Source organism: Pseudomonas sp. Irchel 3A7 (genome assembly GCF_900187565.1).
Taxonomy (GTDB): domain Bacteria; phylum Pseudomonadota; class Gammaproteobacteria; order Pseudomonadales; family Pseudomonadaceae; genus Aquipseudomonas.
Genome location: NZ_FYED01000001.1, coordinates 130,718 through 155,979, shown reverse-complemented (window position 1 = coordinate 155,979; position 25,262 = coordinate 130,718). Strand labels below are relative to the sequence as shown.

The following is a 25,262-nucleotide window of genomic DNA, read 5'->3' as shown; positions in this document are numbered from 1 at the left end:
TTTCCTAAAAAACCAAGTGGCCATGAACGAAATCTCCGCTCCCGAGCAATACGATCTGCAAACCGCCGCGCTGAAGGTGCCGCCGCATTCCATCGAAGCCGAACAGGCTGTGCTCGGTGGTCTGATGCTGGACAACAACGCCTGGGAACGCGTGCTCGATCAAGTCTCCGACGGCGATTTCTATCGACATGACCACCGCCTGATTTTCCGCGCGATCGCCAAGCTGGCCGATCAGAACTCCCCGATCGACGTCGTGACCCTTGCCGAGCAATTGGACAAGGAAGGTCAGACTTCGCAGGTCGGTGGCCTTGGTTACCTTGGCGAGCTGGCGAAAAACACGCCGTCCGTCGCCAACATCAAGGCCTATGCGCAGATCGTCCGCCAGCGCGCGACCCTGCGCCAACTGATCGGCATCAGTACCGAGATTGCCGACAGCGCCTTCAATCCGGAAGGTCGCACGGCTGAAGAGATCCTCGATGAGGCAGAACGGCAGATCTTCCAGATCGCCGAGGCCCGGCCAAAAACCGGCGGCCCGGTGGGTGTGAACGAACTGCTGACCAAGGCCATCGACCGCATCGACACCCTGTTCAACACCGATAACGCGATCACCGGCCTGTCCACCGGCTACACCGACCTCGACGAGAAGACCAGCGGTCTGCAGCCGGCCGACTTGATCATCGTCGCCGGCCGTCCGTCCATGGGTAAGACCACCTTTGCGATGAACCTGGTGGAAAACGCCGTGCTGCGCAGCGAGAAGGCCGTTTTGGTTTACTCGCTGGAGATGCCAGGCGAATCGCTGATCATGCGTATGCTGTCGTCCCTCGGCCGTATCGACCAGACCAAGGTCCGTTCCGGCCAGCTGGAGGACGACGATTGGCCGCGCCTCACGTCGGCGGTGAACCTGCTCAACGACCGCAAGTTGTTCATCGACGATACCGCCGGCATCAGTCCGTCGGAAATGCGTGCCCGTACCCGACGTCTGGTGCGTGAGCACGGCGACGTTGGCCTGATCATGATCGACTACCTGCAACTGATGCAGATTCCGGGTTCCAGCGGTGACAACCGGACCAACGAGATTTCCGAAATCTCCCGGTCCCTGAAAGCGCTCGCCAAGGAGTTTAACTGCCCGGTGGTGGCGTTGTCCCAGCTCAACCGCTCCCTGGAGCAGCGGCCGAACAAGCGTCCGGTGAACTCCGACTTGCGGGAATCCGGAGCGATCGAGCAGGACGCCGACGTGATCATGTTCGTGTACCGCGACGAGGTGTATCACCCGGAAACTGAACACAAAGGTATTGCCGAGATCATCATCGGCAAGCAGCGGAACGGCCCGATCGGCTTTATCCGACTGGCGTTTATCGGCAAGTACACCCGATTCGAGAACCTGGCGCCGGGTAGCTACAACTTCGACGACGACGAATAGGTTTTTGTTGCCTGAACTGGCCCCATTCGCGAGCAGGCTCGCTCCCACCCTGGAATGCATTCCTCTGTGGGAGCGAGCCTGCTCGCGAATCGGGCATCACCGATTTCCGACCATAGCCGTCGGAATTGGTCAAAATTTGTGCTATATTCCGCGCCCGCGAAATTCAATGAAAGCCAACACCGGTTATCGACATGCAAGCAGCCAAGCCGTTATTTGACTATCCCAAGTACTGGGCCGAATGTTTCGGGCCAGCGCCATTCCTGCCGATGAGCAGGGAGGAGATGGATCAGCTTGGCTGGGATTCCTGCGACATCATCATCGTGACCGGTGATGCCTATGTCGATCACCCGTCGTTCGGCATGGCGATCATCGGCCGGCTGCTGGAGTCCCAGGGCTTCCGCGTCGGGATCATTGCCCAACCGAACTGGCAGTCCAAAGACGATTTCATGAAGCTCGGCGAGCCGAACCTGTTCTTCGGTGTCGCGGCCGGCAACATGGACTCGATGATCAACCGCTACACCGCGGACAAGAAAATCCGTTCCGATGACGCCTACACGCCAGGTGGCCTGGCAGGTAAACGTCCGGATCGCGCGAGCCTGGTTTACAGCCAGCGCTGCAAGGAAGCCTACAAGCACGTGCCGATCGTGCTCGGCGGCATCGAAGCCTCCCTGCGCCGCATCGCCCACTACGATTACTGGCAGGACCGGGTCCGCAACTCGATCCTGATCGACGCCTGCGCCGACATCCTGCTCTACGGCAACGCCGAGCGTGCGATTGTCGAAGTCGCCCAGCGTCTGTCCTACGGTCACAAGATCGAAGACATCACCGATGTGCGCGGCACCGCGTTCATTCGTCGCGACACGCCAAAAGACTGGTACGAAGTCGACTCCACGCGCATCGACCGCCCGGGCAAGATCGACAAGATCATCAACCCGTACGTGAACACCCAGGACACCCAGGCCTGCGCCATCGAGCAGGAGAAGGGGCCGGTTGAAGATCCGCAGGAAGCCAAGGTCGTGCAGATTTTGGCCAGCCCGAAGATGACCCGCGATAAGACCGTGATCCGTCTGCCGTCGGTCGAGAAAGTACGTGGCGACGCCGTTTTGTATGCGCACGCCAACCGCGTGTTGCACCTGGAAACCAACCCGGGTAACGCCCGTGCCTTGGTACAGAAACACGGCGAAGTCGATGTCTGGTTCAACCCGCCACCGATTCCGATGACCACCGAAGAAATGGACTACGTGTTCGGCATGCCTTATCAGCGCATTCCGCACCCGGCGTATGGCAAGGAGAAAATCCCGGCCTACGAGATGATCCGTTTCTCGGTAAACATCATGCGTGGCTGCTTCGGCGGATGCACCTTCTGCTCGATCACCGAGCACGAAGGCCGGATTATCCAGAACCGCTCCGAAGAGTCGATCATTCGCGAAATCGAAGAAATTCGCGACAAGGTCCCGGGTTTTACCGGCGTCATCTCTGACCTCGGCGGCCCGACCGCGAACATGTACCGTATCGCCTGCAAGAGCCCGGAAATCGAATCCGCGTGCCGCAAGCCGTCTTGCGTGTTCCCGGGTATCTGCCCGAACCTGAACACCGACCACTCGTCGCTGATCCAGTTGTATCGCAGTGCCCGTGCCTTGCCGGGCGTGAAGAAGATCCTGATCGCTTCCGGCCTGCGCTACGACCTCGCGGTCGAGTCGCCGGAGTACGTCAAGGAGCTGGTGACCCACCACGTCGGTGGTTACCTGAAGATCGCCCCGGAACACACCGAGGAAGGTCCGCTCAACCAGATGATGAAACCGGGCATCGGCAGCTATGACAAGTTCAAGCGCATGTTCGAGAAGTACTCCAAGGAAGCCGGAAAAGAGCAGTACCTGATCCCGTACTTCATCGCCGCCCACCCGGGCACCACCGATGAAGACATGATGAACCTGGCGCTGTGGCTCAAGGGCAACGGTTTCCGTGCCGACCAGGTGCAGGCGTTCTACCCGTCGCCGATGGCCACCGCGACCGCGATGTACCACTCGGGCAAGAACCCGCTGCGCAAGGTCACCTACAAGAGTGACGCGGTGACCATCGTCAAGAGCGAGGAGCAGCGTCGCCTGCACAAGGCGTTCTTGCGTTATCACGACCCGAAAGGCTGGCCGATGCTACGTGAAGCGTTGACCCGCATGGGCCGCGCCGATCTGATCGGGCCGGGCAAGAACCAGTTGATCCCGCTGCACCAGCCGTCTACCGACAGCTACCAGAGTGCCCGTCGCAAGAACTCGACGCCGGCCGGCAGTCATAAAGTGGCGGGGGAAAAGACCACCAAGATCCTGACCCAGCACACCGGCCTGCCACCGCGTGCCAGCGATGGCGGCAACCCGTGGGACAAGCGTGAACAGGCCAAGGCGGCGGCATTCGCCCGTAACCAGCAGGCGGCCAAGGAGCGCAAGGATGCGGCCAAAGGCAAGGGGCCCAAGCCCGCGCGCAAGCCAGTCGTGCCGCGCTAAGCCTCGTTTGAACTGAACAGAACGCCAACCTTCGGGTTGGCGTTTTGCGTTTGTACGCCAGGGAAGTCGAGTCTCGGCTCGGAAGTTGTGTTGGGGCGCCCGGCCTCTTCGCGAGCAGGCTCGCTCCCACAGGGAAATGCATTCCAATGTGGGAGCGAGCCTGCTCGCGAAGAGGCCAGTACGAATACCAGCCAAAGGCCAGTTGAGGGCTTCCCCTCAACCATAGAATCTCCCACAGGGAAATGCATTCCAATGTGGGAGCGAGCCTGCTCGCGAAGAGGCCAGTACGGTCACCAAAGAACCTCCCAGGACGAGCTCGGCGCCACAAATACGTGCAATCGCTCTAAACCATTTTCCCGCATCGCCCGATTTTGGTGCTGTACTGCCTCGAGTAACCGGAGAAAGCGCCAGCGCTGCTGGATGGCATAAGTCTTGCGCGCTTTCGAATACGCTCAAGGCTCGCAGGAGGCACGCCGTGTCGATTCATGTCGCATTGCACCATGTCACGCATTACCGCTACGACCGCGCCGTCGAGCTTGGTCCGCAGATCGTTCGCCTGCGCCCGGCGGCCCACAGTCGCACGCGGATACTGTCCTATGCGCTGAAGGTTTCGCCCGAGCAGCATTTCATCAACTGGCAACAAGACCCGCAGGGTAACTACCAGGCGCGGTTGGTGTTCCCGGAGAAAACCGATGAGCTGCGCATCGAGGTCGATCTGCTGGCGGAAATGGCGATTTTCAATCCTTTCGACTTCTTCCTCGAACCCTATGCAGAAAAAATCCCGTTTACCTATGCCGCGGATGAGCGCAAAGAATTGGCGCCGTACCTGGAAACCTTGCCCCTGACACCGAAGTTCCAGGCTTATCTGGAGGGCATCGACCGTACGCCGCTGCCCGCCGTGGATTTTCTCGTCGCGCTCAACCAGCGCCTGAGCGAAGACGTCGACTACCTGATCCGCATGGAGCCGGGTGTGCAAACGCCTGAGCACACCCTGGAACAGGCTTCGGGTTCGTGCCGCGATTCGGCGTGGCTGCTGGTGCAACTGCTGCGCAACCTAGGGTTGGCAGCACGCTTCGTCTCGGGTTACCTGATCCAGTTGACCGCCGACGTGAAAAGCCTCGACGGTCCTTCCGGCACCGAGGTGGACTTTACCGATCTGCATGCCTGGTGCGAGGTCTACTTGCCCGGCGCGGGCTGGATCGGCCTGGATGCAACCTCTGGGCTGTTTGCGGGTGAAGGGCATATCCCATTGGCTTGTAGTCCCGATCCGTCCTCCGCGGCACCGATCAGCGGCCTGGTGGAACCTTGCGAGTGTGAATTTAGCCATGAAATGTCGGTGGAACGGATCTGGGAGGCGCCAAGGGTCACGAAGCCCTACACCGAAGAGCAGTGGCTGGCGATCCAGGCCCTGGGCCGGCAGATTGATGCCGACCTGCTCGAAGGCGACGTGCGTCTGACCATGGGTGGCGAGCCAACCTTTGTTTCCATCGATGACCCTGACGGCGCCGAATGGAATACCGCCGCACTGGGCCCGAACAAGCGTCGGCTGTCCGCCGAACTCTTCCAGCGCATGCGTAAGCGCTACGCGCCTCAAGGGCTGGTGCATTTCGGTCAAGGCAAGTGGTATCCCGGCGAGCAGCTGCCGCGTTGGTCGCTCAATTGCTATTGGCGTCGCGACGGTGTGCCGATCTGGCATAACAGCGCGCTGATTGCCGATGAACAGCATGACTATGGCGCCAATGGCGAATTGGCCGGGCGCTTTTTGGCGAGTGTGGCTGAACGCCTGAAAATTCCGACACGCTTTGTGTTTCCGGCCTACGAAGACAATTTCTACTACCTCTGGCGCGAAGGCACGTTGCCGCAGAACGTCAGCGCCGAAGACTCACGTCTTGAAGAACCGCTGGAGCGTGCGCGGCTGCGCAAAGTCTTCAGCCAGGGCCTGGACAAGGTCATCGGGCAGGTGCTGCCGCTGGCCCGTACCGCCAAGGGCGATCAGTGGCAAAGCGGGCGCTGGTATCTGCGCGACGAGCATTGCCGGCTGGTACCGGGAGATTCGCCACTGGGCTATCGGCTGCCGCTCGGCTCGCAGCCTTGGGTGAAAGCGGCTGAATACCCATTCATTCATCAACAGGACCCGAATCAGGATTTCCCGCCGCTGCCTGACACCGCACGGTTGAACAGCCATGGCGAGCCGGCCGAGGCGCAGGAGTGCATGCCGAAGATCGACGAATCCGCCGACTGGCTGACGCGCACGGCGTTCTGCGCCGAGGCGCGGGAGGGGCGGTTGTACCTGTTCATGCCACCGCTGGAACGCGCTGAGGACTATCTGGAACTGGTCGCCGCCATCGAAGCCACTGCCGAGGAGCTGCATTGCCCGGTACTGCTCGAAGGCTATGAACCACCGAGCGATCCGCGTTTGAGCAATTTGCGCATCACCCCTGACCCCGGTGTAATCGAGGTCAATGTGCAGCCATCCGCGACCTGGGATGAACTGGTCGAGCGCACCGAATTTCTGTACGAGGAAGCCCGACAGACCCGACTCACTACCGAGAAATTCCTGATCGACGGCCGGCACACCGGCACCGGTGGCGGAAACCATTTCGTACTGGGCGGTGCGACACCGGCTGACTCGCCGTTTCTGCGTCGCCCGGATCTGTTACGCAGCCTGATCAGTTACTGGCATAACCATCCATCACTGTCCTATCTGTTTTCCGGGCTGTTCATCGGCCCGACATCCCAGGCGCCGCGCGTCGACGAAGCTCGTAACGACGCCTTGTACGAACTGGAAATCGCCTTTGCCCAGATGCCGGAACCCGGCGAGGAATGCCCGCCGTGGCTGGTCGACCGACTGCTGCGTAACTTACTGATCGACGTCACGGGCAACACTCATCGCGCCGAGTTCTGCATCGACAAACTGTATTCGCCGGACGGCGCCACAGGACGCCTTGGCTTGCTGGAGTTGCGCGCTTTTGAAATGCCACCCCATGCACGCATGAGCCTGGCTCAGCAGCTGCTGCTGCGAGCGCTGGTGGCGAAGTTTTGGCGCGAGCCTTACGCGCCGCCGAAACTGGCGCGCTGGGGCACGGAGCTGCATGACCGGTTCTTGTTGCCGCACTTTATCGAGCAGGATTTCGCCGACGTGATCGTCGATCTCAATGCCTCGGGTTATCCGGTGCGGGCCGAGTGGTTTGCGGCGCATCTGGAGTTCCGGTTTCCCAAGGTGGGCGATTACGCCGTCAGTGGTATCGCGCTGGAACTGCGGCAGGCACTCGAGCCATGGCATGTGCTGGGCGAGGAGGGCGCGGTCGGCGGCACGGTGCGCTATGTGGATTCATCCCTGGAGCGTTTGCAGATCAAGCTCACGGGCCTGCCGCCACAGCGTTATGTGCTGACGTGCAACGGCATCCCGGTGCCATTGCAGCCAACCGGACGTGTAGGCGAATTCGTCGCTGGCGTAAGATTTCGTGCCTGGCAACCGGCGAACTGTTTGCAACCGACCATCCCGGTTCATGCACCGTTGGTATTCGACCTGCTCGACACCTGGATGGGCCGTTCACTGGGGGGTTGTCAGTACCACGTCGCACATCCGGGCGGGCGCAATTACGAGACGTTACCGATCAATGCCAATGAAGCCGAGAGCCGGCGCATGGCGCGATTCTTCCGCATCGGACACACGCCAGGGAAACTTCCGATACCGATTCTGGAAATCAATGACGAGCTGCCGATGACGCTCGATTTACGACGTTTCTAAACCGTACGCGACGCTCGGATTTTTCGTATATCCGGGCGTCATGAGCCTGCGTTAGTCTGACCGTTCCTTGCTGTCTGCCGAGCTTTCCATGCCTGACCTGCTAGACCGCTACCCGCTGACGGCGGGCACCTATCACGAACTGCTCGACGACAGCGGCGGGGTACGTCCGCACTGGCGCCGACTGTTCGACCAATTGCAGCGCAGCACGCCAGCGCAACTGGTGCAGCGGCAGGCACTGCTGACCCGGCAGATTCAGGAAAACGGCGTTACCTATAACGTCTATGCCGACCCCAAGGGCGCCGATCGGCCGTGGGAACTGGACCTGCTGCCCCATGTGATTGCCGCTGACGAGTGGGAACAGTTGTCGGCCGGTATCGCCCAGCGTGCCCGATTGCTCAATGCCGTGCTCGCCGACCTGTATGGACCGCAGCGCCTGATTGCCGAAGGTTTGCTGCCGGCCGAACTGGTATTCGGCCACAACAACTTTCTCTGGCCCTGTCAGGGCATCAGCCCGCCTGATGGCGCCTTTCTGCATCTGTATGCCGTGGATCTGGCGCGCACTCCCGATGGCCGCTGGTGGGTCACGGCGGATCGTACTCAAGCGCCTTCCGGTGCCGGCTATGCGCTGGAAAACCGTACCATCGTCTCCCGGGCTTTCCCCGAGTTGTATCGCGATCTGAAAGTGCAGCATCTGGCCGGCTTCTTCCGCACGCTTCAGGAAACCCTGGCCCGCCAGGCACCCTGCGATGAGGACGTGCCACTGGTGGTACTGCTGACGCCGGGGCGATTCAACGAAAGCTACTTCGAACATTTGTACCTGGCTCGCCAACTCGGTTATCCGCTGGTGGAGGGTGGCGACCTGACAGTGCGTGATGCCACGGTTTACCTGAAAACCCTGAGTGGCCTGCGCCGCGTCCACGCGATCATGCGCCGCCTCGATGACGACTTCTGCGACCCGCTGGAACTGCGTACCGATTCGGCACTGGGCGTACCGGGTCTGCTTGAGGCCGTGCGACAAGGGCGGGTACTGGTGGCCAACGCCCTGGGCAGCGGTGTGCTGGAGTCGCCGGGATTGCTGGGCTTCCTGCCGAAAATCAGCCAATTCCTGTTCGGTGAAGCACTGATCCTGCCGTCCATCGCCACCTGGTGGTGTGGCGAAGCCCCCGTACTGGCCCAGGCGCTGGAGAAATTGCCGGAATTACTGATCAAACCGGCGTTCCCGTCCCAGAGCTTTACACCGGTCTTTGGTCGCGATTTGAGTGAAAAACAGCGCGATGAGCTCGCCGAGCGCATGCAGGCGCGGCCTTATGCTTATGTCGCGCAAGAATTGGCGCAGTTGTCCCAGGCACCCATCTGGCAGGCCGAGGGTGGGCAGTTACAGCCCCGGGCGATCGGCATGCGCGTGTATGCGGTGGCCAGCCACGATGGTTATCGGGTGTTGCCCGGCGGGTTGACCCGAGTGGCCGCCGAGGCCGATGCCGAAGTGGTGTCGATGCAGCGGGGTGGTGCGAGCAAGGACACTTGGGTGCTGGGCGATCGCCCGCCCAGTGGCGAGCAATGGAAAGCCCAGCGCAACGTCGGCGTGCATGATCTGGTACGACGCGACCCCTATCTGCCATCGCGCGTAGTGGAAAACCTGTTCTGGTTCGGCCGTTATTGCGAGCGTTGCGATGACAGTGCGCGATTGCTGCGCATCATGCTGGCGCGCTATGTGGACGGCGATGACCCACAGGCGCTGCAGGCGGCAGTTGACCTGGGCGAACGGCTGATGCTGTTGCCCGATGAAGGCGAGCTGCCGGAGCGCCTGTTGGCGGCGATACTTGGCGATGACTGGCCGTTCAGCTTGCGTTCCAACCTGCAGCGCTTGCAGTGGGCGGCTTCGCAGGTACGCGGCAAGCTTTCGCGGGAAAACTGGCAAGCGCTGGTGGAGTTGCAACGTGAAGCCATGGAGCTGGAGACCGATGAGCCGGACTTCGGCGAGCTGCTGGATTTCCTCAACCGTCTGGTGATGTCTCTGGCGGCGCTGTCCGGTTTTGCCCTCGACGACATGACCCGGGACGAAGGCTGGCGCTTTTTGATGATCGGTCGGCGGATAGAGCGCCTGCAATTTCTCAGCGGCAGTCTGGCGGCGTTCTTGCGGGGTGCGGGCGCGTTCGATCAGGCCGGTCTCGAATGGTTGCTGGAGCTGGGCAACAGCAGTATCACCTACCGTTCGCGGTATCTGGCGGTGGCGCAGTTGATCCCGGTGCTGGACCTGTTGCTGCTCGACGAGCAGAACCCTCACGCCGTGCTGTTCCAGTTGAAACTGGTGAGTCGTACCCTCAAACGCCTGAACGATGACTTTGGTGCCCCGCGAGAAACCGGGTTGCCCCAGTTGGTGGAGCGACTGGCGCGATTTGACTTGGGGTGCCTGGAAAACCCGCTGTTCGGCGAAACCAGCGTGCGCGCGGCACTCGAAGGTTTGGCCGATCTGCTGCAAGAGATCGCCGATGCCAGCGGGCAAGTATCCGATCGCCTGGCCTTGCGTCATTTTGCCCATGTCGATGATGTCAGCCAGCGTACGGTGTCCGTCTGATGAGTGCTCGATACCAGATTTTCCACGACACTCATTATCACTACGACAGCCCGGTTTCCCTGGCCCAGCAACTGGCGCACCTGTGGCCGCGCCCTTGCACCTGGCAACGTTGCACCGAGCAGCAATTGCAGATCAGTCCGGACCCGACGACCCGCCGTGATGAACTCGATGTATTCGGCAACCCGCTGACCCGGCTGGCGTTCGAGCGCCCTCATGATGAACTGCTCGTCAATGCCAGCCTCACGATCGAAGTGCTGCCCCGGCCTGCGCTGGATTTCAATCTGTCCCCGGCCTGGGAAGAAACCCGCAACGCATTGACCTACAGCAGTCAGCCGCTTTCAGCTGAATTGCTGGATGCATGCCGTTATCGGTTTCAATCGCCCTACGTGCATTTGAAGCGCAATTTCGTCGAGTTTTCGGACAGCTGCTTTCCGGCAGGTCGACCGCTGTTGCTGGGCGTGCAGGCATTGATGGAGAAAATCTTCAGTGAATTCACTTTCGACGCCGAAGCCACCCAAGTGGCAACGCCGCTGGTGGAAGTGCTGGAGCGTCGGCGCGGGGTCTGCCAGGACTTCGCCCACCTGATGCTGGCATGCGTACGCTCCCGAGGTCTGGCCGCGCGGTATGTCAGCGGTTACCTGCTGACCCAGCCGCCGCCCGGTCAGCCACGACTGATCGGCGCCGATGCCTCCCATGCCTGGGTGTCGGTGTATTGCCCGGTGCTGGGTTGGGTGGATTTTGACCCTACCAACAACGTGCAGCCGGCACTGGAACACATCACCCTGGCCTGGGGCCGGGATTTTTCCGATGTGTCGCCGTTGCGGGGGGTGATTCTGGGAGGAGGCAATCATGACCCTGAGGTCCGCGTCACCGTGATGCCACTGGATTGATAGAGAACCAATTGTGGGAGCGAGCCTGCTCGCGAAAGAGGTCTGACAGAAACGGATGTGTTGGATGTGCCGCCGCTTTCGCGAGCAGGCTCGCTCCCACAGGGGGGGGAGCATTCAGGGATTGGGTATTTCAGATTGACCTGTGAGGGCCGGCAGCAAGACTGCCAACCCTGGACACAGATGCCATTGAATTAGCACTGAACCATTGTGGGAGCGAGCCTGCTCGCGAAGGCGTAGTGTCAGGCGAAATCGATGCTGAATGACACACTGCTTTCGCGAGCAGGCTCGCTCCCACAGGGGGGTGTGGAGTGTTCAGGGATTGGGTGTTTCAGATTGACCTGTGAGGGCCGGCAGCAAGACTGCCAACCCTGGACACAGATCCGGTGGGCCTGATGTATTCATCCGGCCCGGAGGGTCTCAGGCGTCGGGCGCCTGGTCTTTCGGTGCTTCAACATCATCTTCTGTCGCGACGTCACCGTCAGGGTTCAGTGTCGCGTCTTCAGCCATCGCTTTCTTGCGCTGAAGCTTTTCCTCTTTCTTCTGCTCCTTGGCCAAGTCACGCTGACGTTTGGCGAAGGAATAATTGGGTTTAGCCATGGGCGATCCTCTGGGGTCGAAGGTGAGGTTGAGCGGCGCGTATTCTGCCCTGTATCGGTGCCGAGTCGTTAGTCGGGTTTTTGTTCGACCCACTTGGGCGGTACGGTCGGTTGCCAGCTATCGAGGGCATCGAGCAGCGTCTGTGGCGATTCGCTCACCTGCAGCATGTCACGGTGCGCCCCGCGAACGAAGCCTTCGCCGACGATGTGATCGAGAAAACCGGTGAGTTTGCTGTAGAAACCGTTCACTTCCAGCAACCCCAGCGGTTTGCCGTGGTAGCCCAATTGGCCCCAGGTCCAGACTTCGAACAGTTCTTCCAGCGTGCCCAGGCCGCCGGGCAGGGCGATGAAGGCATCGCTGAGTTCGGCCATCCGCGCCTTGCGCGCATGCATGCCGTCGACCACTTCCAGGCGGGTCAGGCCGCTGTGGCCGATTTCCTTGTCCTTGAGGCTTTGCGGGATGATGCCGATCACTTCGCCACCGGCCGCCAGCGCGGCGTCGGCCACGATGCCCATCAGGCCCACGGCACCGCCGCCATAGACCAGGGTCAGCTTGCGTTCGGCCAATGCCTGGCCGAGCGCCACAGCGGCTTCACGATAAGCCGGGTTGGTGCCGGTGCTGGCACCACAAAATACACATACGGATGCTAAAGACATGCCTTACTCCATGGTCGAACAGTGCCACAGAGTAAAGGCAGGCGCGCAGCGCACCAAGGGCTAAACTTCCCGCTTGGGCGTTTCGTAAGTACCGCTGGCGCCACAGGCGTAGGCGGCGAGCAAGCTGCACAACAGGCTATTGAGGGACATGTCGGACGCTCCGGTCAGTGATGATGGCTTGATCATAAGCCCGGGCCAGACGCCTGGCTGGTAGATTGTCTCGATCGGTGCCATAGCCCAAAAGTTGTATACAATTTTTGATTCAGGTCATATGAACTTGCGAAGTTTTCAGGCAGTCTTCTGTTCATTCGCATTTTCCAATAACCCTGCCTTGGAGATTCACCATGTTTGCCAAACTTGTTGCGGTATCCCTGTTGACGCTGGCCAGCAGCCAATTGATGGCTGCGGAGTGCAAAGTCACCGTTGACTCCACAGACCAAATGTCCTTCAACACCAAGGCCATTGAAATCGACAAGAGCTGCAAGACATTCACCGTGGAACTGACCCACTCCGGCAGCTTGCCGAAAAACGTCATGGGTCATAACTGGGTGCTGAGCAAAGAAGCTGACATGCAGCCGATCGCCACCGACGGCCTGAGCGCCGGTATCGACAAGAGCTATCTGAAAGAAGGCGATGCCCGCGTTATCGCTCATACCAAGATCATCGGCGCCAAGGAAACCGATTCGGTGACCTTCGACGTGTCCAAGCTCGATGCCAATGAGAAATATGGTTTCTTCTGCTCGTTCCCGGGCCACATTTCGATGATGAAGGGGACTGTGACCCTGAAGTAAGTCGACACACCGCGTTATCGTTCTTCGCGAGCAGGCTCGCTCCCACAGGTTTAGCACCGTCAATGTGGGAGCGAGCCTGCTCGCGAAGAGGTCATCAGCATCAACACATGCATTGGCCAAGGAAAAAGCCCGCTGAAGATCAACTCTTCAGCGGGCTTTTTTCATTCATTCACTCATCAAGGCGCAAACGGCATCACACGCTTGTGATGGGTCTTGTTGTACGTGTTGCAAATGATCTTGAACGCTTCCTCGCGCACCGGCTGCCCATGCAAGAAGGCGTCAATTTCGGCGTAGGTCACGCCGTGGGACGCTTCGTCCGGCTTGCCGGGAGACAGATCTTCCAGATCGGCGGTCGGGACTTTCTCCACCAGTGATTCCGGCGCGCCGAAGCTGCGGGCAATTGCCCGGACCTGATTCTTCACCAGGCCACTGAGCGGTGCCAGGTCGCAAGCGCCATCACCGAACTTGGTGAAGAAACCCATGACCGCTTCCGCCGCGTGGTCAGTACCGATCACCAGGCCCTGGGCCGCACCGGCGATGGTGTACTGGGCGACCATGCGCATCCGCGCCTTGGTATTGCCGAGTACGAAGTCCACCGACACCGCGTGCTTGCCTTCGAACGCTGCGACTTCATTGGCCAGTGACTTGACCGCCGGGCCGATATTCACGGTATGACGTTCGTCCGGCTTGATGAAATCCACCGAAGCCTGGGCATCGTGCTCATCGAACTGAGTCTCGTACGGCAAGCGCACGGCGATGAATTTGTAATTGTCGTCACCCGTGCGATCGCGTAACTCGCGCATGGCACGCTGGGCCAGCAGGCCGGCGGTCAGGGAGTCGACACCGCCGCTGATGCCCAGCACCAGGGTCTTGAGCCCGGAATTGACCAGGCAGTCCTGGATGAAGGTGATCCGCCGGGCGACTTCTGCCTCAAGGGCGGCCTCGTCGGCGAACGGCGGTTGGACCTTGAGCTGCTCAGCAATCTCACGCTGTACGGCTTGCATGAATTCACTCCTTGCCAGGTAGGCTTGATGGGGCAGGTACTTGGAAAACGTGTCGCAAATAGGCGACGAAATTCGGGTCTTTGCAGTGAGTCTTGCCAGGCTCGTCGGAGATCTTCGCCACCGGCGCGCCGTTGCAGGCGGTCATTTTAAGCACGATGCTCATCGGTTCGACACCCGGAATATCGCACGTCAGGTTGGTGCCGATGCCGAAGCTGACATTGATCCGACCACGCAGTGCCCGAAATATTTCCAGGGACTTGGGCAGGGTCAGGCTGTCGGAGAAGGTCAGCGTCTTGCTCATCGGATCGATGCCGAGCTTGTGATAGTGGGCAATGGCTTTTTCTGCCCAGACCACCGGATCGCCGGAGTCGTGGCGCAATCCGTCGAACAGCTTGGCGAAAAACAGATCGAAATCGCCGAGGAAGGCATCCATGGTGATGCAATCGGTCAGGGCGATTCCCAGCAGGCCGCGGTACTCGCGCACCCAGCAATCGAGGGCGGCGATCTGGCTGTCAATCAACCGCGGGCCGAGTTGCTGGTGAGCCATGATCCATTCGTGGGCCATGGTGCCCAGCGGCTTCATATCCAGTTCCCGGGACAGGTGCACGTTGCTGGTGCCGACGAAGCGTCCAGGGAAATCGTGCTTGAGCACGTTCACCACTTCTTCCTGCACGCGGTACGAGAAGCGACGGCGAGTGCCGAAATCGGCGACCTGCAATTCGGACAACTCGTCGTTGCCGGCGTTGGCGGCCAGCCAGTCGAACTTGCGGTAGAGCTGCTCGCGGGCCTGTTCCAGGACGATTTCCGGGTAGCGATAGCGGTTACGCACTTCACTGACTATCGCCAGTATCGGCACCTCGAAAAGAATGACGTGCAGCCACGGGCCACGCAGGCGGATGAACAACTCACCGTTTTCGATCCCGGTGTGGATGTAGCGCAGGTTGAAGCGAAACAGCCCGAGAAAGCGCAGGAAATCCGGCTTCAGGAAGGTGATGCGCTCCAGAAAGCCCAACTGATCGGGACTCAGGCTCAACTCTGCCAGGCGCTCGATCTGGAAGCGGATCTCCGGCAGGTACGGGCGCAAATCTTCACTGTTACGGCAACGAAACTCCCATTCGACTTCTACGTTCGGGTAGTTGTGCAGCACCGCCTGCATCATCGTCAGTTTGTAGAAATCGGTGTCGAGCAGGTTCTGCACGATGCGATCGGCAAACACACTCTCGCTCATAACGGGAATCTCCAGCGTTGCAGCGGTATTGAACATTGGCACTAGTGGCGCATATCAATGGTGAGGATTGCCAGCGTTTTTTTGGCCGCAACAAACCCTTGTGGGAGCGAGCCTGCTCGCGAATGCAATCTGTCAGTCGACATTGATGTTGTCTGATACTCCGCCTTCGCGAGCAGGCTCGCTCCCACAGGTATTGGGGAAACTCTAAATACGGAGGGCATCCGGGCTATCGATCTGCTCCAGCATCCACTTCACAAAATCCCGCACCTTGGGCACTTCCGCCGAATGTTCCGGGTACGCCAGGTAATAGGCATCAGTGCTGGGCATTGCATGCTGCCAGGGAATGACCAGCTTGCCTTCGGCCAGTTCTTCTTCCACCAGAAACCGTGGCAATAACGCCACGCCACAGCCGACTTGCGCGGCGCGGATGCACATGTAGAAAGTTTCGAAGCGCGGCCCGTGGTAGCTGTGTTCGGTGTGGTAACCCTGGCTGTCGAACCAGTCATGCCAGGCCTGGGGGCGGGAGGCGTTTTGCAGCAGGACCAGGTCAGTGAGTTGCGTGGGGTCGGTGAAGGGCTCGGCGGGCAGGCTGCCGGGGGCACATACCGGAACAAGCTCCTCACTGAACAGTTTCAGGCATTCGGTGCCGGGACGGGAACCCTGGCCGAAGTAGAATGCCAGGTCGCTGCGACCTTGCAGCAGATCATCAGCCTCCTGCTCGCTGCACAGATCCAGATGGATCGACGGATGGCGCAGGCGCCAGCCTTTGAGCCGTGGCACCAGCCAGCGCGCACCGAAGGTCGGCGGTGTTGAGACACGCAGGACTTCTGTTTCACCGCCGTAGGAACGCAGGTAATGGGTCGACATTTCGACCTGCGTGAGGATTTTTCGTACCTCGACCAGGTACAAATCGCCCGCCGGAGTCATCTGCAGGCGGCGGCGCACCCGACGAAACAACAGATGCTGCAACAGCTCTTCGAGTTGCGCGACCTGTTTGCTGACGGCGCTCTGGGTCAGGTTCAACTCTTCGGCGGCCCGGGTGAAGCTCAGATGCCGGGTCACGGCTTCGAAACACTGCAGGGCAGCGATCGATGGCAGGTAGCGTTTGTTCAGCATGGGCGGTCCTTTGTTCTTGTCTCTTTATTGCCAACAATGCACAGCATGAATAAACGGAATGATATCTCTCTTAAAGGTCGTTTGTTGAGTAACCTGCGGGGCGCTAAAACTACAGGTCTGATCAGCCGTGTCCGCGCGGCTGCACACGTACCGTTTTTTGCTTGAGGAGTAACCCATGGTTGCCGCATTGCTTGATCGTCTTGGTGTGAACCCGGCCCTGTACCAGAACGGCAAAGTGCCGGTGCATTCGCCCATCGACGGCAGTCGAATCGCCGCCGTGAACTGGGAAGGTGCCGCTGAAGTCGAGCAGCACATCAGTCGCGCAGATCATGCGTTCGAACTGTGGCGCAAGGTTCCTGCACCGCGCCGTGGCGAGCTGGTGCGTCAACTGGGCGACATCCTGCGTGAATACAAGGCCGATCTCGGCGAGCTGGTGTCCTGGGAAGCCGGCAAGATCACTCAGGAAGGCCTGGGTGAAGTTCAGGAAATGATCGACATCTGCGATTTCGCCGTCGGCCTGTCCCGCCAGTTGTACGGTTTGACCATTGCTTCCGAGCGTCCTGGCCACCACATGCGTGAAACCTGGCATCCGCTGGGCGTCGTCGGCGTTATCAGCGCCTTTAACTTCCCGGTAGCGGTCTGGGCCTGGAACGCCACGCTGGCGCTGGTCTGCGGCAACCCGGTGATCTGGAAACCGTCGGAAAAAACCCCGTTGACCGCACTGGCCTGCCAGGCGTTGTTCGACCGTGTGTTGAAGAACTTCAGCGATGCACCTGCGCACCTGAGCCAGGTCATCATCGGTGGTCGCGACGCCGGCGAAGCGCTGGTCGATGATCCACGTGTCGCGCTGGTCAGCGCCACCGGCAGCACCCGCATGGGTCGCGAAGTGGCGCCGAAAATCGCCGCGCGTTTTGCCCGCAGCATCCTGGAACTGGGCGGCAACAACGCAATGATCCTCGGCCCAAGCGCCGATCTGGACATGGCTGTACGCGCGATCCTCTTCAGCGCCGTTGGCACTGCCGGTCAGCGTTGCACCACGTTGCGTCGCCTGATTGCCCACGAATCGGTCAAAGAAGAAATCGTTACCCGCCTGAAAGCCGCGTATTCCAAAGTGCGCATCGGTCATCCGCTGGAAGGCAACCTGGTCGGTCCGCTGATCGACAAGCAAAGCTTCGATAACATGCAGGACGCACTGGAGCAGGCGCTGAGCGAAGGCGGCCGGGTATTCGGCGGCAAGCGCCAGCTGGAAGACAAATTCCCGAATGCCTACTACGTTTCGCCGGCCATCGTCGAAATGCCGGAACAGAGCGACGTGGTCTGCCACGAAACCTTCGCGCCGATCCTGTATGTGGTCGGTTACACCGACTTCAACGAAGCGCTGCGCTTGAGCAACGCCGTGCCGCAAGGCTTGTCATCCTGCATCTTCACCACCGACGTGCGTGAAGCCGAGCAGTTCATGTCGGCGGTGGGCAGTGACTGTGGTATTGCCAACGTCAACATCGGCCCGAGCGGTGCTGAAATCGGTGGCGCGTTCGGTGGCGAGAAAGAAACCGGCGGTGGTCGTGAGTCGGGCTCCGATGCATGGCGCGGGTACATGCGTCGTCAGACCAACACTGTGAACTACTCGCTGGAGTTGCCGTTGGCCCAAGGCATTACGTTTGACTGATATTTCAGCCAAACAGTGATCCCCTGTGGGAGCGAGCCTGCTCGCGAATGCTATCTGTCAGCCGACATCATTGGTGGCTGATATACCGCTTTCGCGAGCAGGCTCGCTCCCACAACTGATTTGTGTGGGTTGGTTAGGTTTCTGTTGGAGTCTGGCAATGCCGTTACGCGAAGAGTGTCTGTGGGAAAAACTGACGCCGCAAAGGCCTGACAATGCGGCGCTCAAAGGTGAGGTGAAGGCGGATGTCTGCGTCATCGGCGCCGGTTTCACCGGGCTGTCGGCGGCGGTTCATCTGCTGGAGCAGGGCAAGACGGTTTGTGTGTTGGAAGCCCATCGTGCCGGCCATGGCGGTTCGGGGCGCAACGTCGGGCTGGTCAACGCCGGAATGTGGATACCCCCGGATGAGATCGAGGCGGGGTTTGGCGAAGCGGTCGGCAGTCAGCTCAACCGCATGCTGGGCGCGGCACCATCGCTGGTGTTCAGCCTGATCGACAAGTACAACATCGATTGCCAGTTACGCCGCGAAGGCACGCTGCACATGGCGCACAACGCCCGGGGCGAAGCCGATCTGCGCAGTCGAGAAGAACAGTGGAAACGTCGTGGCGCGCCGGTCGAACTGCTGACCGGGCAAGCTTGCGAACAGGCAACAGGCACCAAAAAGATCGCTGCTGCACTGCTCGACAAGCGTGCCGGCACCCTCAACCCGATGGCTTACACAACGGGGCTGGCAAAAGCGGCCATCGGCCTTGGCGGTCAGTTGTTCGATCATTCCCCGGTCACCCGCCTCGAGCGCCAGGGCCAGCGCTGGTCGGTGCAGACTGCGCAGGGTTCGGTGGTGGCCGAGCAAGTGGTGATCGCCTCCAACGCTTACACCGAAGGCGACTGGACCGAGTTGCGGCGCAATTTTTTCCCCGGCTATTACTATCAAGTGGCGTCGGTGCCGCTGACTGAAGAGGCGGCGAAGCAAATTCTGCCCGGTGGCCAAGGCTCATGGGATACCCGTCAGGTACTCAGCAGTATCCGCCGGGATAAAGACGGTCGCCTGCTGCTCGGCAGCCTGGGCAATGGCAACCAGAAACCGACCTGGTTCCTCAAGGCCTGGGCCGATCGTGTGCAACAGCATTACTTCCCTTATCTCAAGTCGGTGGAATGGGAATGCACCTGGACGGGGCGCATCGCCTTCACGCCGGATCACTTGATGCGCCTGTTCGAACCCGCGCCCGGAATAGTGGCAGTCACCGGCTACAACGGTCGGGGAGTGACCACGGGAACGGTGGTCGGCAAGGCGTTTGCCGATTATTTGTGTAACGGAAATCCTCAAGCGCTACCCATTCCTTTCGCTCCCATGCAGCCATTGGCAGGGGTGGGGTTGCGTAGCTGTTTGTACGAGGCCGGTTTTTCGCTGTATCACGCAGGCCAGTGCCTGCGGATCGTGATCTGATTGTTGAAATTTGTTGCTGGAAGCGGCGCTTTTTCGCGCAGCGACTAGCCTGTAGTGGTGCGGGTTGTAGCAGTTGCGCACCAGCAGTGTGCAGTTCGGTGACGTGCGTTGTTACAGGCTGGTTGCACGCCGTTTGGCGCCGCGGTTGCAATGATGGCGCAGAGGGGTTGCGCCTCAAAAAATAAATGGTTTTACCTTCCGCGGTTTAGACGGTTGCACGCCCAATGAAAATGGGATCGAAACAGTCGAAATAACAATAAAGCAGCGACTTTTTTCAGAATAAAAAACCGATGGCACGGCACTTGCTCTGAGCATTCAGTGAAGTCGCAGTGCCAATTAAAAAAAAACCTTGGAGCACCACCTCATGTCCCAGACGTTTTACAAGAAAGGCTTTCTGGCCCTCGCAGTGGCAACTGCGTTGGGTGTTTCTGCGTTTGCTCAGGCTGACATCAAGATCGGCGTAGCGGGTCCAATGACGGGCGCCAACGCAGCATTTGGCGAGCAGTACATGAAGGGTGCACAGGCAGCGGCCGATGCGGTCAACGCAGCGGGCGGCGTGAACGGGGAAAAAATCGTACTGGTCAAGGGCGATGACGCCTGCGAACCGAAACAGGCTGTGACGGTCGCCAAGGACCTGACCAACCAGAAAGTTGCCGGCGTGGTCGGTCACTTCTGCTCCTCGTCGACCATCCCGGCCTCCGAGATCTATGACGAAGCGGGCATCATTGCAATCACTCCGGGTTCCACCAACCCGGCCGTTACCGAGCGTGGCCTGAGCGCCATGTTCCGTATGTGCGGACGTGACGACCAGCAAGGCATCGTGGCCGGCGACTACATCGTCGACGTGCTCAAGGGCAAGAAGGTTGTCGTGCTGCACGACAAGGACACCTACGGCCAGGGCCTGGCAGATGCCACCAAGGCGCAGCTTGCCAAGCGCGGCGTGACGCCAGTGCTGTATGAAGGCCTGACCCGTGGTGAAAAAGACTTCAGCACCATCGTGACCAAAATCCGCGGTGCTGGCGCCGATGTCGTCTACTTCGGTGGTCTGCACCCGGAAGCCGGTCCTCTGGTCCGTCAACTCCGCGAGCAAGGCCTGAAAGACGTCACGTTCATGTCCGACGATGGCATCGTGACCGACGAACTGGTGACCACCGCTGGCGGTCCGCAGTTCACCAAAGGCGTGCTGATGACTTTCGGCGCCGACCCTCGCCTGCTGCCAGACAGCAAGACGGTGGTAGACGCATTCCGCAAGGCCGGCACCGAGCCTGAAGGCTATACCCTGTATGCCTACGCTTCGGTCCAGACCCTGGCAGCGGCGTTCAACGGTGCCAAGTCCAACAGTGGCGAAAAAGCTGCCGAGTGGCTGAAAAAGAACCCTGTCAAAACCGTCATGGGCGAGAAGACCTGGGACAGCAAGGGCGACCTGAAAGTCTCCGACTACGTGGTTTACGAGTGGGACGCGAACGGCAAATACCATCAACTGGAAAAACAGAAGTGATATGAGCGGCTGATCTGCCCGGTGCCTTATGGGCCGGGCAATCCTGAAACATGTCCGTGCAGTACCTGTCTTTTCTCGTAGAGCTGCACACAACCGCATAGCGCCGGCGGCTGAACCCCGGTCCGACGCTAGCGGCTTCTGTGCAGTCTCTCAAATGCGTGAGATTGCGTTATGGATGGTATTTTCCTGCAGCAACTGGTCAACGGCCTGACCCTCGGGTCGGTCTATGGCCTGATCGCCATCGGCTACACAATGGTCTATGGCATCATTGGCATGATCAACTTCGCCCACGGCGAGGTTTACATGATTTCCGCTTACCTCGCGGCAATCAGTCTGGCACTGCTGGCTTACTTCGGTATTGAATCCTTCCCGCTGCTGATGCTCGGCACCCTGATCTTCACCATCGTCGTCACGGCGGTGTATGGCTGGGTCATCGAGCGAGTCGCCTACAAACCCCTGCGTAACTCCACCCGACTGGCACCGCTGATCAGCGCCATCGGTATTTCGCTGATCCTGCAAAACTACGCACAGATCTCCCAAGGCGCGAAGCAACAGGGCGTTCCAACCTTGCTCACAGGTGCCTGGCGCGTCGATATCGGTACTGGTTTCGTGCAATTGACCTACACCAAGGTCTTCATTCTGGTCGCAGCGTTTGCCGGGATGGCCCTGCTGACCTACATCATCAAGTACACCAAGCTCGGCCGCATGTGCCGCGCGACCCAGCAAGACCGCAAGATGGCCTCGATCCTGGGGATCAACACCGACCGGGTGATCTCCTACGTGTTCATCATCGGTGCAGCCATGGCGGCCCTGGCTGGCGTGCTGATCACCATGAACTACGGCACGTTCGACTTCTATGCCGGCTTCATCATCGGAATCAAGGCGTTCACCGCCGCGGTACTCGGCGGGATCGGTTCGCTGCCTGGCGCCATGCTTGGCGGGATCATTCTCGGGATTTCCGAATCGCTGTTCTCCGGTCTGGTGAACTCGGACTACAAAGACGTATTCAGCTTCTCGCTGCTGGTTCTCGTTCTGGTCTTTCGGCCTCAAGGCCTGCTCGGCCGTCCTCTTGTGTCGAAGGTGTAAGCGATGTCCTCAACCACTAAAAAAACCATTGATCTCAAGAAAAGTCTGGTTGACGCGATCCTTGCCGGGCTTGTGGCCCTGATCGTATTCGGGCCGATTGTCGGTGTTGTACTCGATGGCTACGGTTTCAACCTGGAATCGACCCGGGTGGCCTGGATTGTTGCCATCGTCATGGCCGGTCGCTTTGCCTTGAGCACGTTCCTGCAGACGCCCAAGGGCCTGAGAATTCTCGAAGGATTTGAATCCTCCGGCTCCGGGGTGCACGTATTGGCACCCGATTACAAATCGCGCCTGCGCTGGATCATCCCGCTGATGATCGTCATCGCCGTGGTGTTCCCGTTCTTCTCCAACTCCTACGTGCTGGGTGTGGTTATCCTCGGGCTGATCTACGTGCTGCTGGGCCTGGGGCTGAACATCGTGGTCGGCCTGGCCGGCCTGCTCGACCTGGGTTACGTGGCGTTCTACGCCATCGGCGCCTACGGCCTGGCGCTCGGTTATCAGTACCTGGGGTTGGGTTTCTGGACGGTGCTGCCGCTGGCGGCGATTACCGCGGGGCTGGCCGGTTGCATCCTTGGCTTCCCGGTGTTGCGTTTGCACGGTGACTACCTGGCGATCGTGACCCTGGGCTTCGGTGAAATCATCCGCCTGGTCCTCAATAACTGGCTGACCCTGACCGGCGGCCCGAACGGTATGTCGGCGCCGCTGCCGACCTTCTTCGGCCTCGAGTTCGGCAAACGTGCGAAAGATGGCGGTGTGCCGTTCCATGAGTTCTTCGGCCTCGCCTACAACCCCGACGTGAAGTACTACTTCATCTATGCGGTGTTGTTCCTGGTGGTGCTGGCCGTGCTGTACATCAAGCATCGTCTGGTCAAGATGCCTGTAGGTCGTGCCTGGGAAGCGCTGCGTGAAGACGAAATCGCCTGCCGTTCCATGGGCCTGAACCATGTATTGGTCAAGCTCTCGGCGTTTACCATCGGTGCATCGACGGCGGGCCTGGCCGGCGTGTTCTTCGCCACCTACCAAGGCTTCGTCAACCCGACTTCGTTTACCTTCTTCGAATCGGCCCTGATCCTCGCCATCGTGGTGCTCGGCGGCATGGGCTCGACCATCGGTGTGGTCATCGCGGCTTTCGTACTGACCGTAGCCCCGGAGCTGCTGCGTGGCTTCGCCGAGTACCGCGTTCTGCTGTTCGGCATCCTGATGGTGTTGATGATGATTTGGCGACCGCGCGGCCTGATTCGGATCAGCCGTACCGGTGTGACCCCGCGTAAAGGAGTAGCGCCATGAGCGAAGTCGTACTCAGTGTCGAAAAACTGATGATGCACTTCGGCGGCATCAAGGCGTTGAATGATGTCAGCCTGAAGGTCAAGCGCAACTCGATCTTCGCCTTGATCGGTCCCAACGGCGCCGGCAAGACCACCGTGTTCAACTGCCTGACCGGGTTCTACAAGGCCTCCGGCGGCAAGATCGAACTCAACGTGCGTGGCCAGCAGACCAACGTCATCAAGTTGCTGGGCGAATCGTTCAAGCCGACCGATTTCGTCTCACCGAAAACCTTCGCCAGTCGCCTGTTCTACAAGGCGTTCGGTGGTACTCATCTGGTGAACCGGGCCGGGCTGGCGCGGACTTTCCAGAACATTCGCCTGTTCAAGGAAATGTCGGTGCTGGAAAACTTGCTGGTGGCCCAGCACATGTGGGTCAACCGCAGCATGCTCGCGGGCATCCTCAACACCAAGGGCTACCGCAAGGCCGAAAGCGATGCCCTGGACCACGCGTTCTATTGGCTGGAAGTGGTGGACCTGGTGGACTGCGCCAACCGTCTGGCCGGTGAGCTGTCCTACGGCCAGCAACGTCGCCTGGAGATCGCCCGGGCTATGTGCACCCGTCCGCAGATCATCTGCCTCGACGAACCGGCCGCCGGCCTCAACCCTCAGGAAACCGAAGCGCTGAGCGCGATGATCCGGCTGCTGCGCGATGAGCACGATCTGACCGTGGTGCTGATCGAACACGACATGGGCATGGTAATGAGTATTTCCGACCACATCGTGGTGCTGGATCACGGCGTTGTCATCGCCGAGGGCGGCCCCAACGACATCCGCAACGACCCGAAAGTGATTGCCGCGTACCTGGGCGCCGACGAAGAGGAGGTGGTATGAGTAAACCCATCCTCGAACTCAAGGCGCTGGACGTGTTTTACGGGCCGATTCAGGCCCTGAAGAAAGTCTCGCTGCACATCAACGAAGGTGAAACCGTCAGCCTGATCGGCTCCAACGGCGCCGGCAAGTCGACCCTGCTGATGTCGATCTTCGGCCAGCCGCGGGCGGCGGACGGGCAGATCCTCTACCAAGGCGTGGACATCACCCACAAGTCGTCGCACTACATCGCGTCCAACGGTATCGCGCAGTCGCCGGAAGGCCGGCGGGTGTTCCCCGACATGACCGTCGAGGAAAACCTGCTGATGGGTACCATTCCGATCGGCGATAAATACGCCAAGGAAGACATGCAACGCATGTTCGAGCTGTTCCCGCGGCTCGAAGAGCGGCGCACCCAGCGCGCCATGACCATGTCCGGCGGCGAGCAGCAAATGCTTGCCATCGCCCGGGCGTTGATGAGCCGGCCCAAGCTGCTGCTGCTCGACGAGCCGAGCCTGGGTCTGGCCCCGATCGTGGTGAAGCAGATCTTCGCCACCCTGCGGGAGCTGGCAAAGACCGGCATGACTATCTTCCTGGTGGAGCAGAACGCCAACCACGCCCTCAGGCTGTCGGACCGGGCATATGTGATGGTCAACGGCGAGATCCGCATGAGCGGCACAGGCAAGGAACTGCTGGTCAACGAGGATGTGCGTAACGCTTATCTTGGCGGGCATTGATTCGTTGCTGAAGTATCCACAGCCCCGGCGAGCAATCTCCGGGGCTTTTTTACACCTTCAATACACTGCAAATCCCTGTGGGAGCGAGCCTGCTCGCGAAAGCGGCGGCACAGTCAATATGGATGTGGCAGACAGACCGCTTTCGCGAGCAGGCTCGCTCCCACAGTGGGCGGTCGTGC

Annotated in this window: 18 protein-coding genes; 13 read left to right on the top strand and 5 right to left on the bottom strand. The window is 60.0% G+C overall.

The window, feature by feature from the left end:
- The first annotated feature begins 22 nt into the window (after positions 1-22).
- The 5 genes from dnaB to CKW21_RS00715 all read left to right on the top strand — a co-directional run bounded on the left by dnaB (position 23) and on the right by CKW21_RS00715 (position 11,131).
- Positions 23-1,420 carry a replicative DNA helicase gene (gene dnaB, locus CKW21_RS00735; protein WP_077045379.1) on the top strand — a complete coding sequence of 466 codons (1,398 nt, stop codon included), beginning with the start codon at positions 23-25 and terminating at the stop codon, positions 1,418-1,420.
- 191 nt (positions 1,421-1,611) lie between these two features.
- Positions 1,612-3,915, top strand: coding sequence for a YgiQ family radical SAM protein (locus CKW21_RS00730; RefSeq protein ID WP_095192119.1), 2,304 nt, complete (start codon positions 1,612-1,614; stop codon positions 3,913-3,915).
- A 475-nt stretch (positions 3,916-4,390) separates the two neighbouring features.
- Complete coding sequence (locus tag CKW21_RS00725) at positions 4,391-7,666, top strand: DUF2126 domain-containing protein (RefSeq protein ID WP_095192118.1); 3,276 nt, start codon at positions 4,391-4,393, stop codon at positions 7,664-7,666.
- 88 nt (positions 7,667-7,754) lie between these two features.
- On the top strand, positions 7,755-10,241 hold the full coding sequence (locus CKW21_RS00720) for a circularly permuted type 2 ATP-grasp protein (protein WP_095192117.1): 2,487 nt from the start codon (positions 7,755-7,757) through the stop codon (positions 10,239-10,241).
- Positions 10,241-11,131 carry a transglutaminase family protein gene (locus CKW21_RS00715; protein ID WP_095192116.1) on the top strand — a complete coding sequence of 297 codons (891 nt, stop codon included), beginning with the start codon at positions 10,241-10,243 and terminating at the stop codon, positions 11,129-11,131. The genes CKW21_RS00720 and CKW21_RS00715 overlap by 1 nt, the downstream gene beginning before the upstream one ends.
- Positions 11,132-11,548: 417 nt before the next feature.
- Here the strand turns inward: CKW21_RS00715 and CKW21_RS00710 are convergent, their stop codons facing one another.
- Complete coding sequence (locus tag CKW21_RS00710) at positions 11,549-11,728, bottom strand: hypothetical protein (protein WP_095192115.1); 180 nt, start codon at positions 11,726-11,728, stop codon at positions 11,549-11,551.
- Positions 11,729-11,796: 68 nt separating this feature from the next.
- The gene (locus CKW21_RS00705; protein ID WP_095192114.1) at positions 11,797-12,384 is read right to left on the bottom strand and encodes a TIGR00730 family Rossman fold protein; all 588 of its coding nucleotides are present in this window, start codon (positions 12,382-12,384) and stop codon (positions 11,797-11,799) included.
- Positions 12,385-12,728: 344 nt separating this feature from the next.
- On the opposite strand from CKW21_RS00705, the gene azu reads away from it, so the two are divergent.
- Positions 12,729-13,175, top strand: a complete 447-nt coding sequence (gene azu, locus CKW21_RS00700; protein ID WP_095192113.1) for an azurin — start codon at positions 12,729-12,731, stop codon at positions 13,173-13,175.
- 176 nt (positions 13,176-13,351) lie between these two features.
- Here azu and nadE read toward each other — a convergent pair whose 3' ends face one another.
- From nadE to CKW21_RS00685, 3 genes are all read right to left on the bottom strand, one after another.
- Entirely contained in the window at positions 13,352-14,179 is an 828-nt protein-coding gene (gene nadE / locus CKW21_RS00695) for an ammonia-dependent NAD(+) synthetase (RefSeq protein WP_095192112.1), read from the bottom strand.
- A 4-nt stretch (positions 14,180-14,183) separates the two neighbouring features.
- Positions 14,184-15,407: a nicotinate phosphoribosyltransferase gene (gene pncB, locus CKW21_RS00690; protein ID WP_095192111.1), complete on the bottom strand. Its 1,224-nt coding sequence runs from the start codon at positions 15,405-15,407 to the stop codon at positions 14,184-14,186.
- A 204-nt stretch (positions 15,408-15,611) separates the two neighbouring features.
- Positions 15,612-16,523, bottom strand: a complete 912-nt coding sequence (locus tag CKW21_RS00685) for a LysR family transcriptional regulator (RefSeq protein WP_095192110.1) — start codon at positions 16,521-16,523, stop codon at positions 15,612-15,614.
- A 175-nt stretch (positions 16,524-16,698) separates the two neighbouring features.
- On the opposite strand from CKW21_RS00685, the gene CKW21_RS00680 reads away from it, so the two are divergent.
- From CKW21_RS00680 to CKW21_RS00650, 7 genes are all read left to right on the top strand, one after another.
- Complete coding sequence (locus tag CKW21_RS00680) at positions 16,699-18,189, top strand: aldehyde dehydrogenase family protein (RefSeq protein WP_095192109.1); 1,491 nt, start codon at positions 16,699-16,701, stop codon at positions 18,187-18,189.
- Between the two features lie 157 nt (positions 18,190-18,346).
- On the top strand, positions 18,347-19,630 hold the full coding sequence (locus tag CKW21_RS00675; protein ID WP_095192108.1) for an FAD-binding oxidoreductase: 1,284 nt from the start codon (positions 18,347-18,349) through the stop codon (positions 19,628-19,630).
- A 364-nt stretch (positions 19,631-19,994) separates the two neighbouring features.
- Positions 19,995-21,128, top strand: a complete 1,134-nt coding sequence (locus CKW21_RS00670; RefSeq protein WP_095192107.1) for an ABC transporter substrate-binding protein — start codon at positions 19,995-19,997, stop codon at positions 21,126-21,128.
- 171 nt (positions 21,129-21,299) lie between these two features.
- A complete protein-coding gene (locus CKW21_RS00665; RefSeq protein ID WP_095192106.1) occupies positions 21,300-22,214 on the top strand; it encodes a branched-chain amino acid ABC transporter permease LivH in 915 nt (304 codons plus the stop codon).
- 3 nt (positions 22,215-22,217) lie between these two features.
- Positions 22,218-23,501 carry a high-affinity branched-chain amino acid ABC transporter permease LivM gene (gene livM, locus CKW21_RS00660; protein WP_095192105.1) on the top strand — a complete coding sequence of 428 codons (1,284 nt, stop codon included), beginning with the start codon at positions 22,218-22,220 and terminating at the stop codon, positions 23,499-23,501.
- Positions 23,498-24,370, top strand: a complete 873-nt coding sequence (locus CKW21_RS00655) for an ABC transporter ATP-binding protein (protein ID WP_095192104.1) — start codon at positions 23,498-23,500, stop codon at positions 24,368-24,370. The genes livM and CKW21_RS00655 overlap by 4 nt, the downstream gene beginning before the upstream one ends.
- Positions 24,367-25,083, top strand: coding sequence for an ABC transporter ATP-binding protein (locus CKW21_RS00650; RefSeq protein WP_095192103.1), 717 nt, complete (start codon positions 24,367-24,369; stop codon positions 25,081-25,083). Before CKW21_RS00655 ends, CKW21_RS00650 begins: the two co-directional genes overlap by 4 nt.
- The last annotated feature ends 179 nt before the right edge of the window (positions 25,084-25,262 follow it).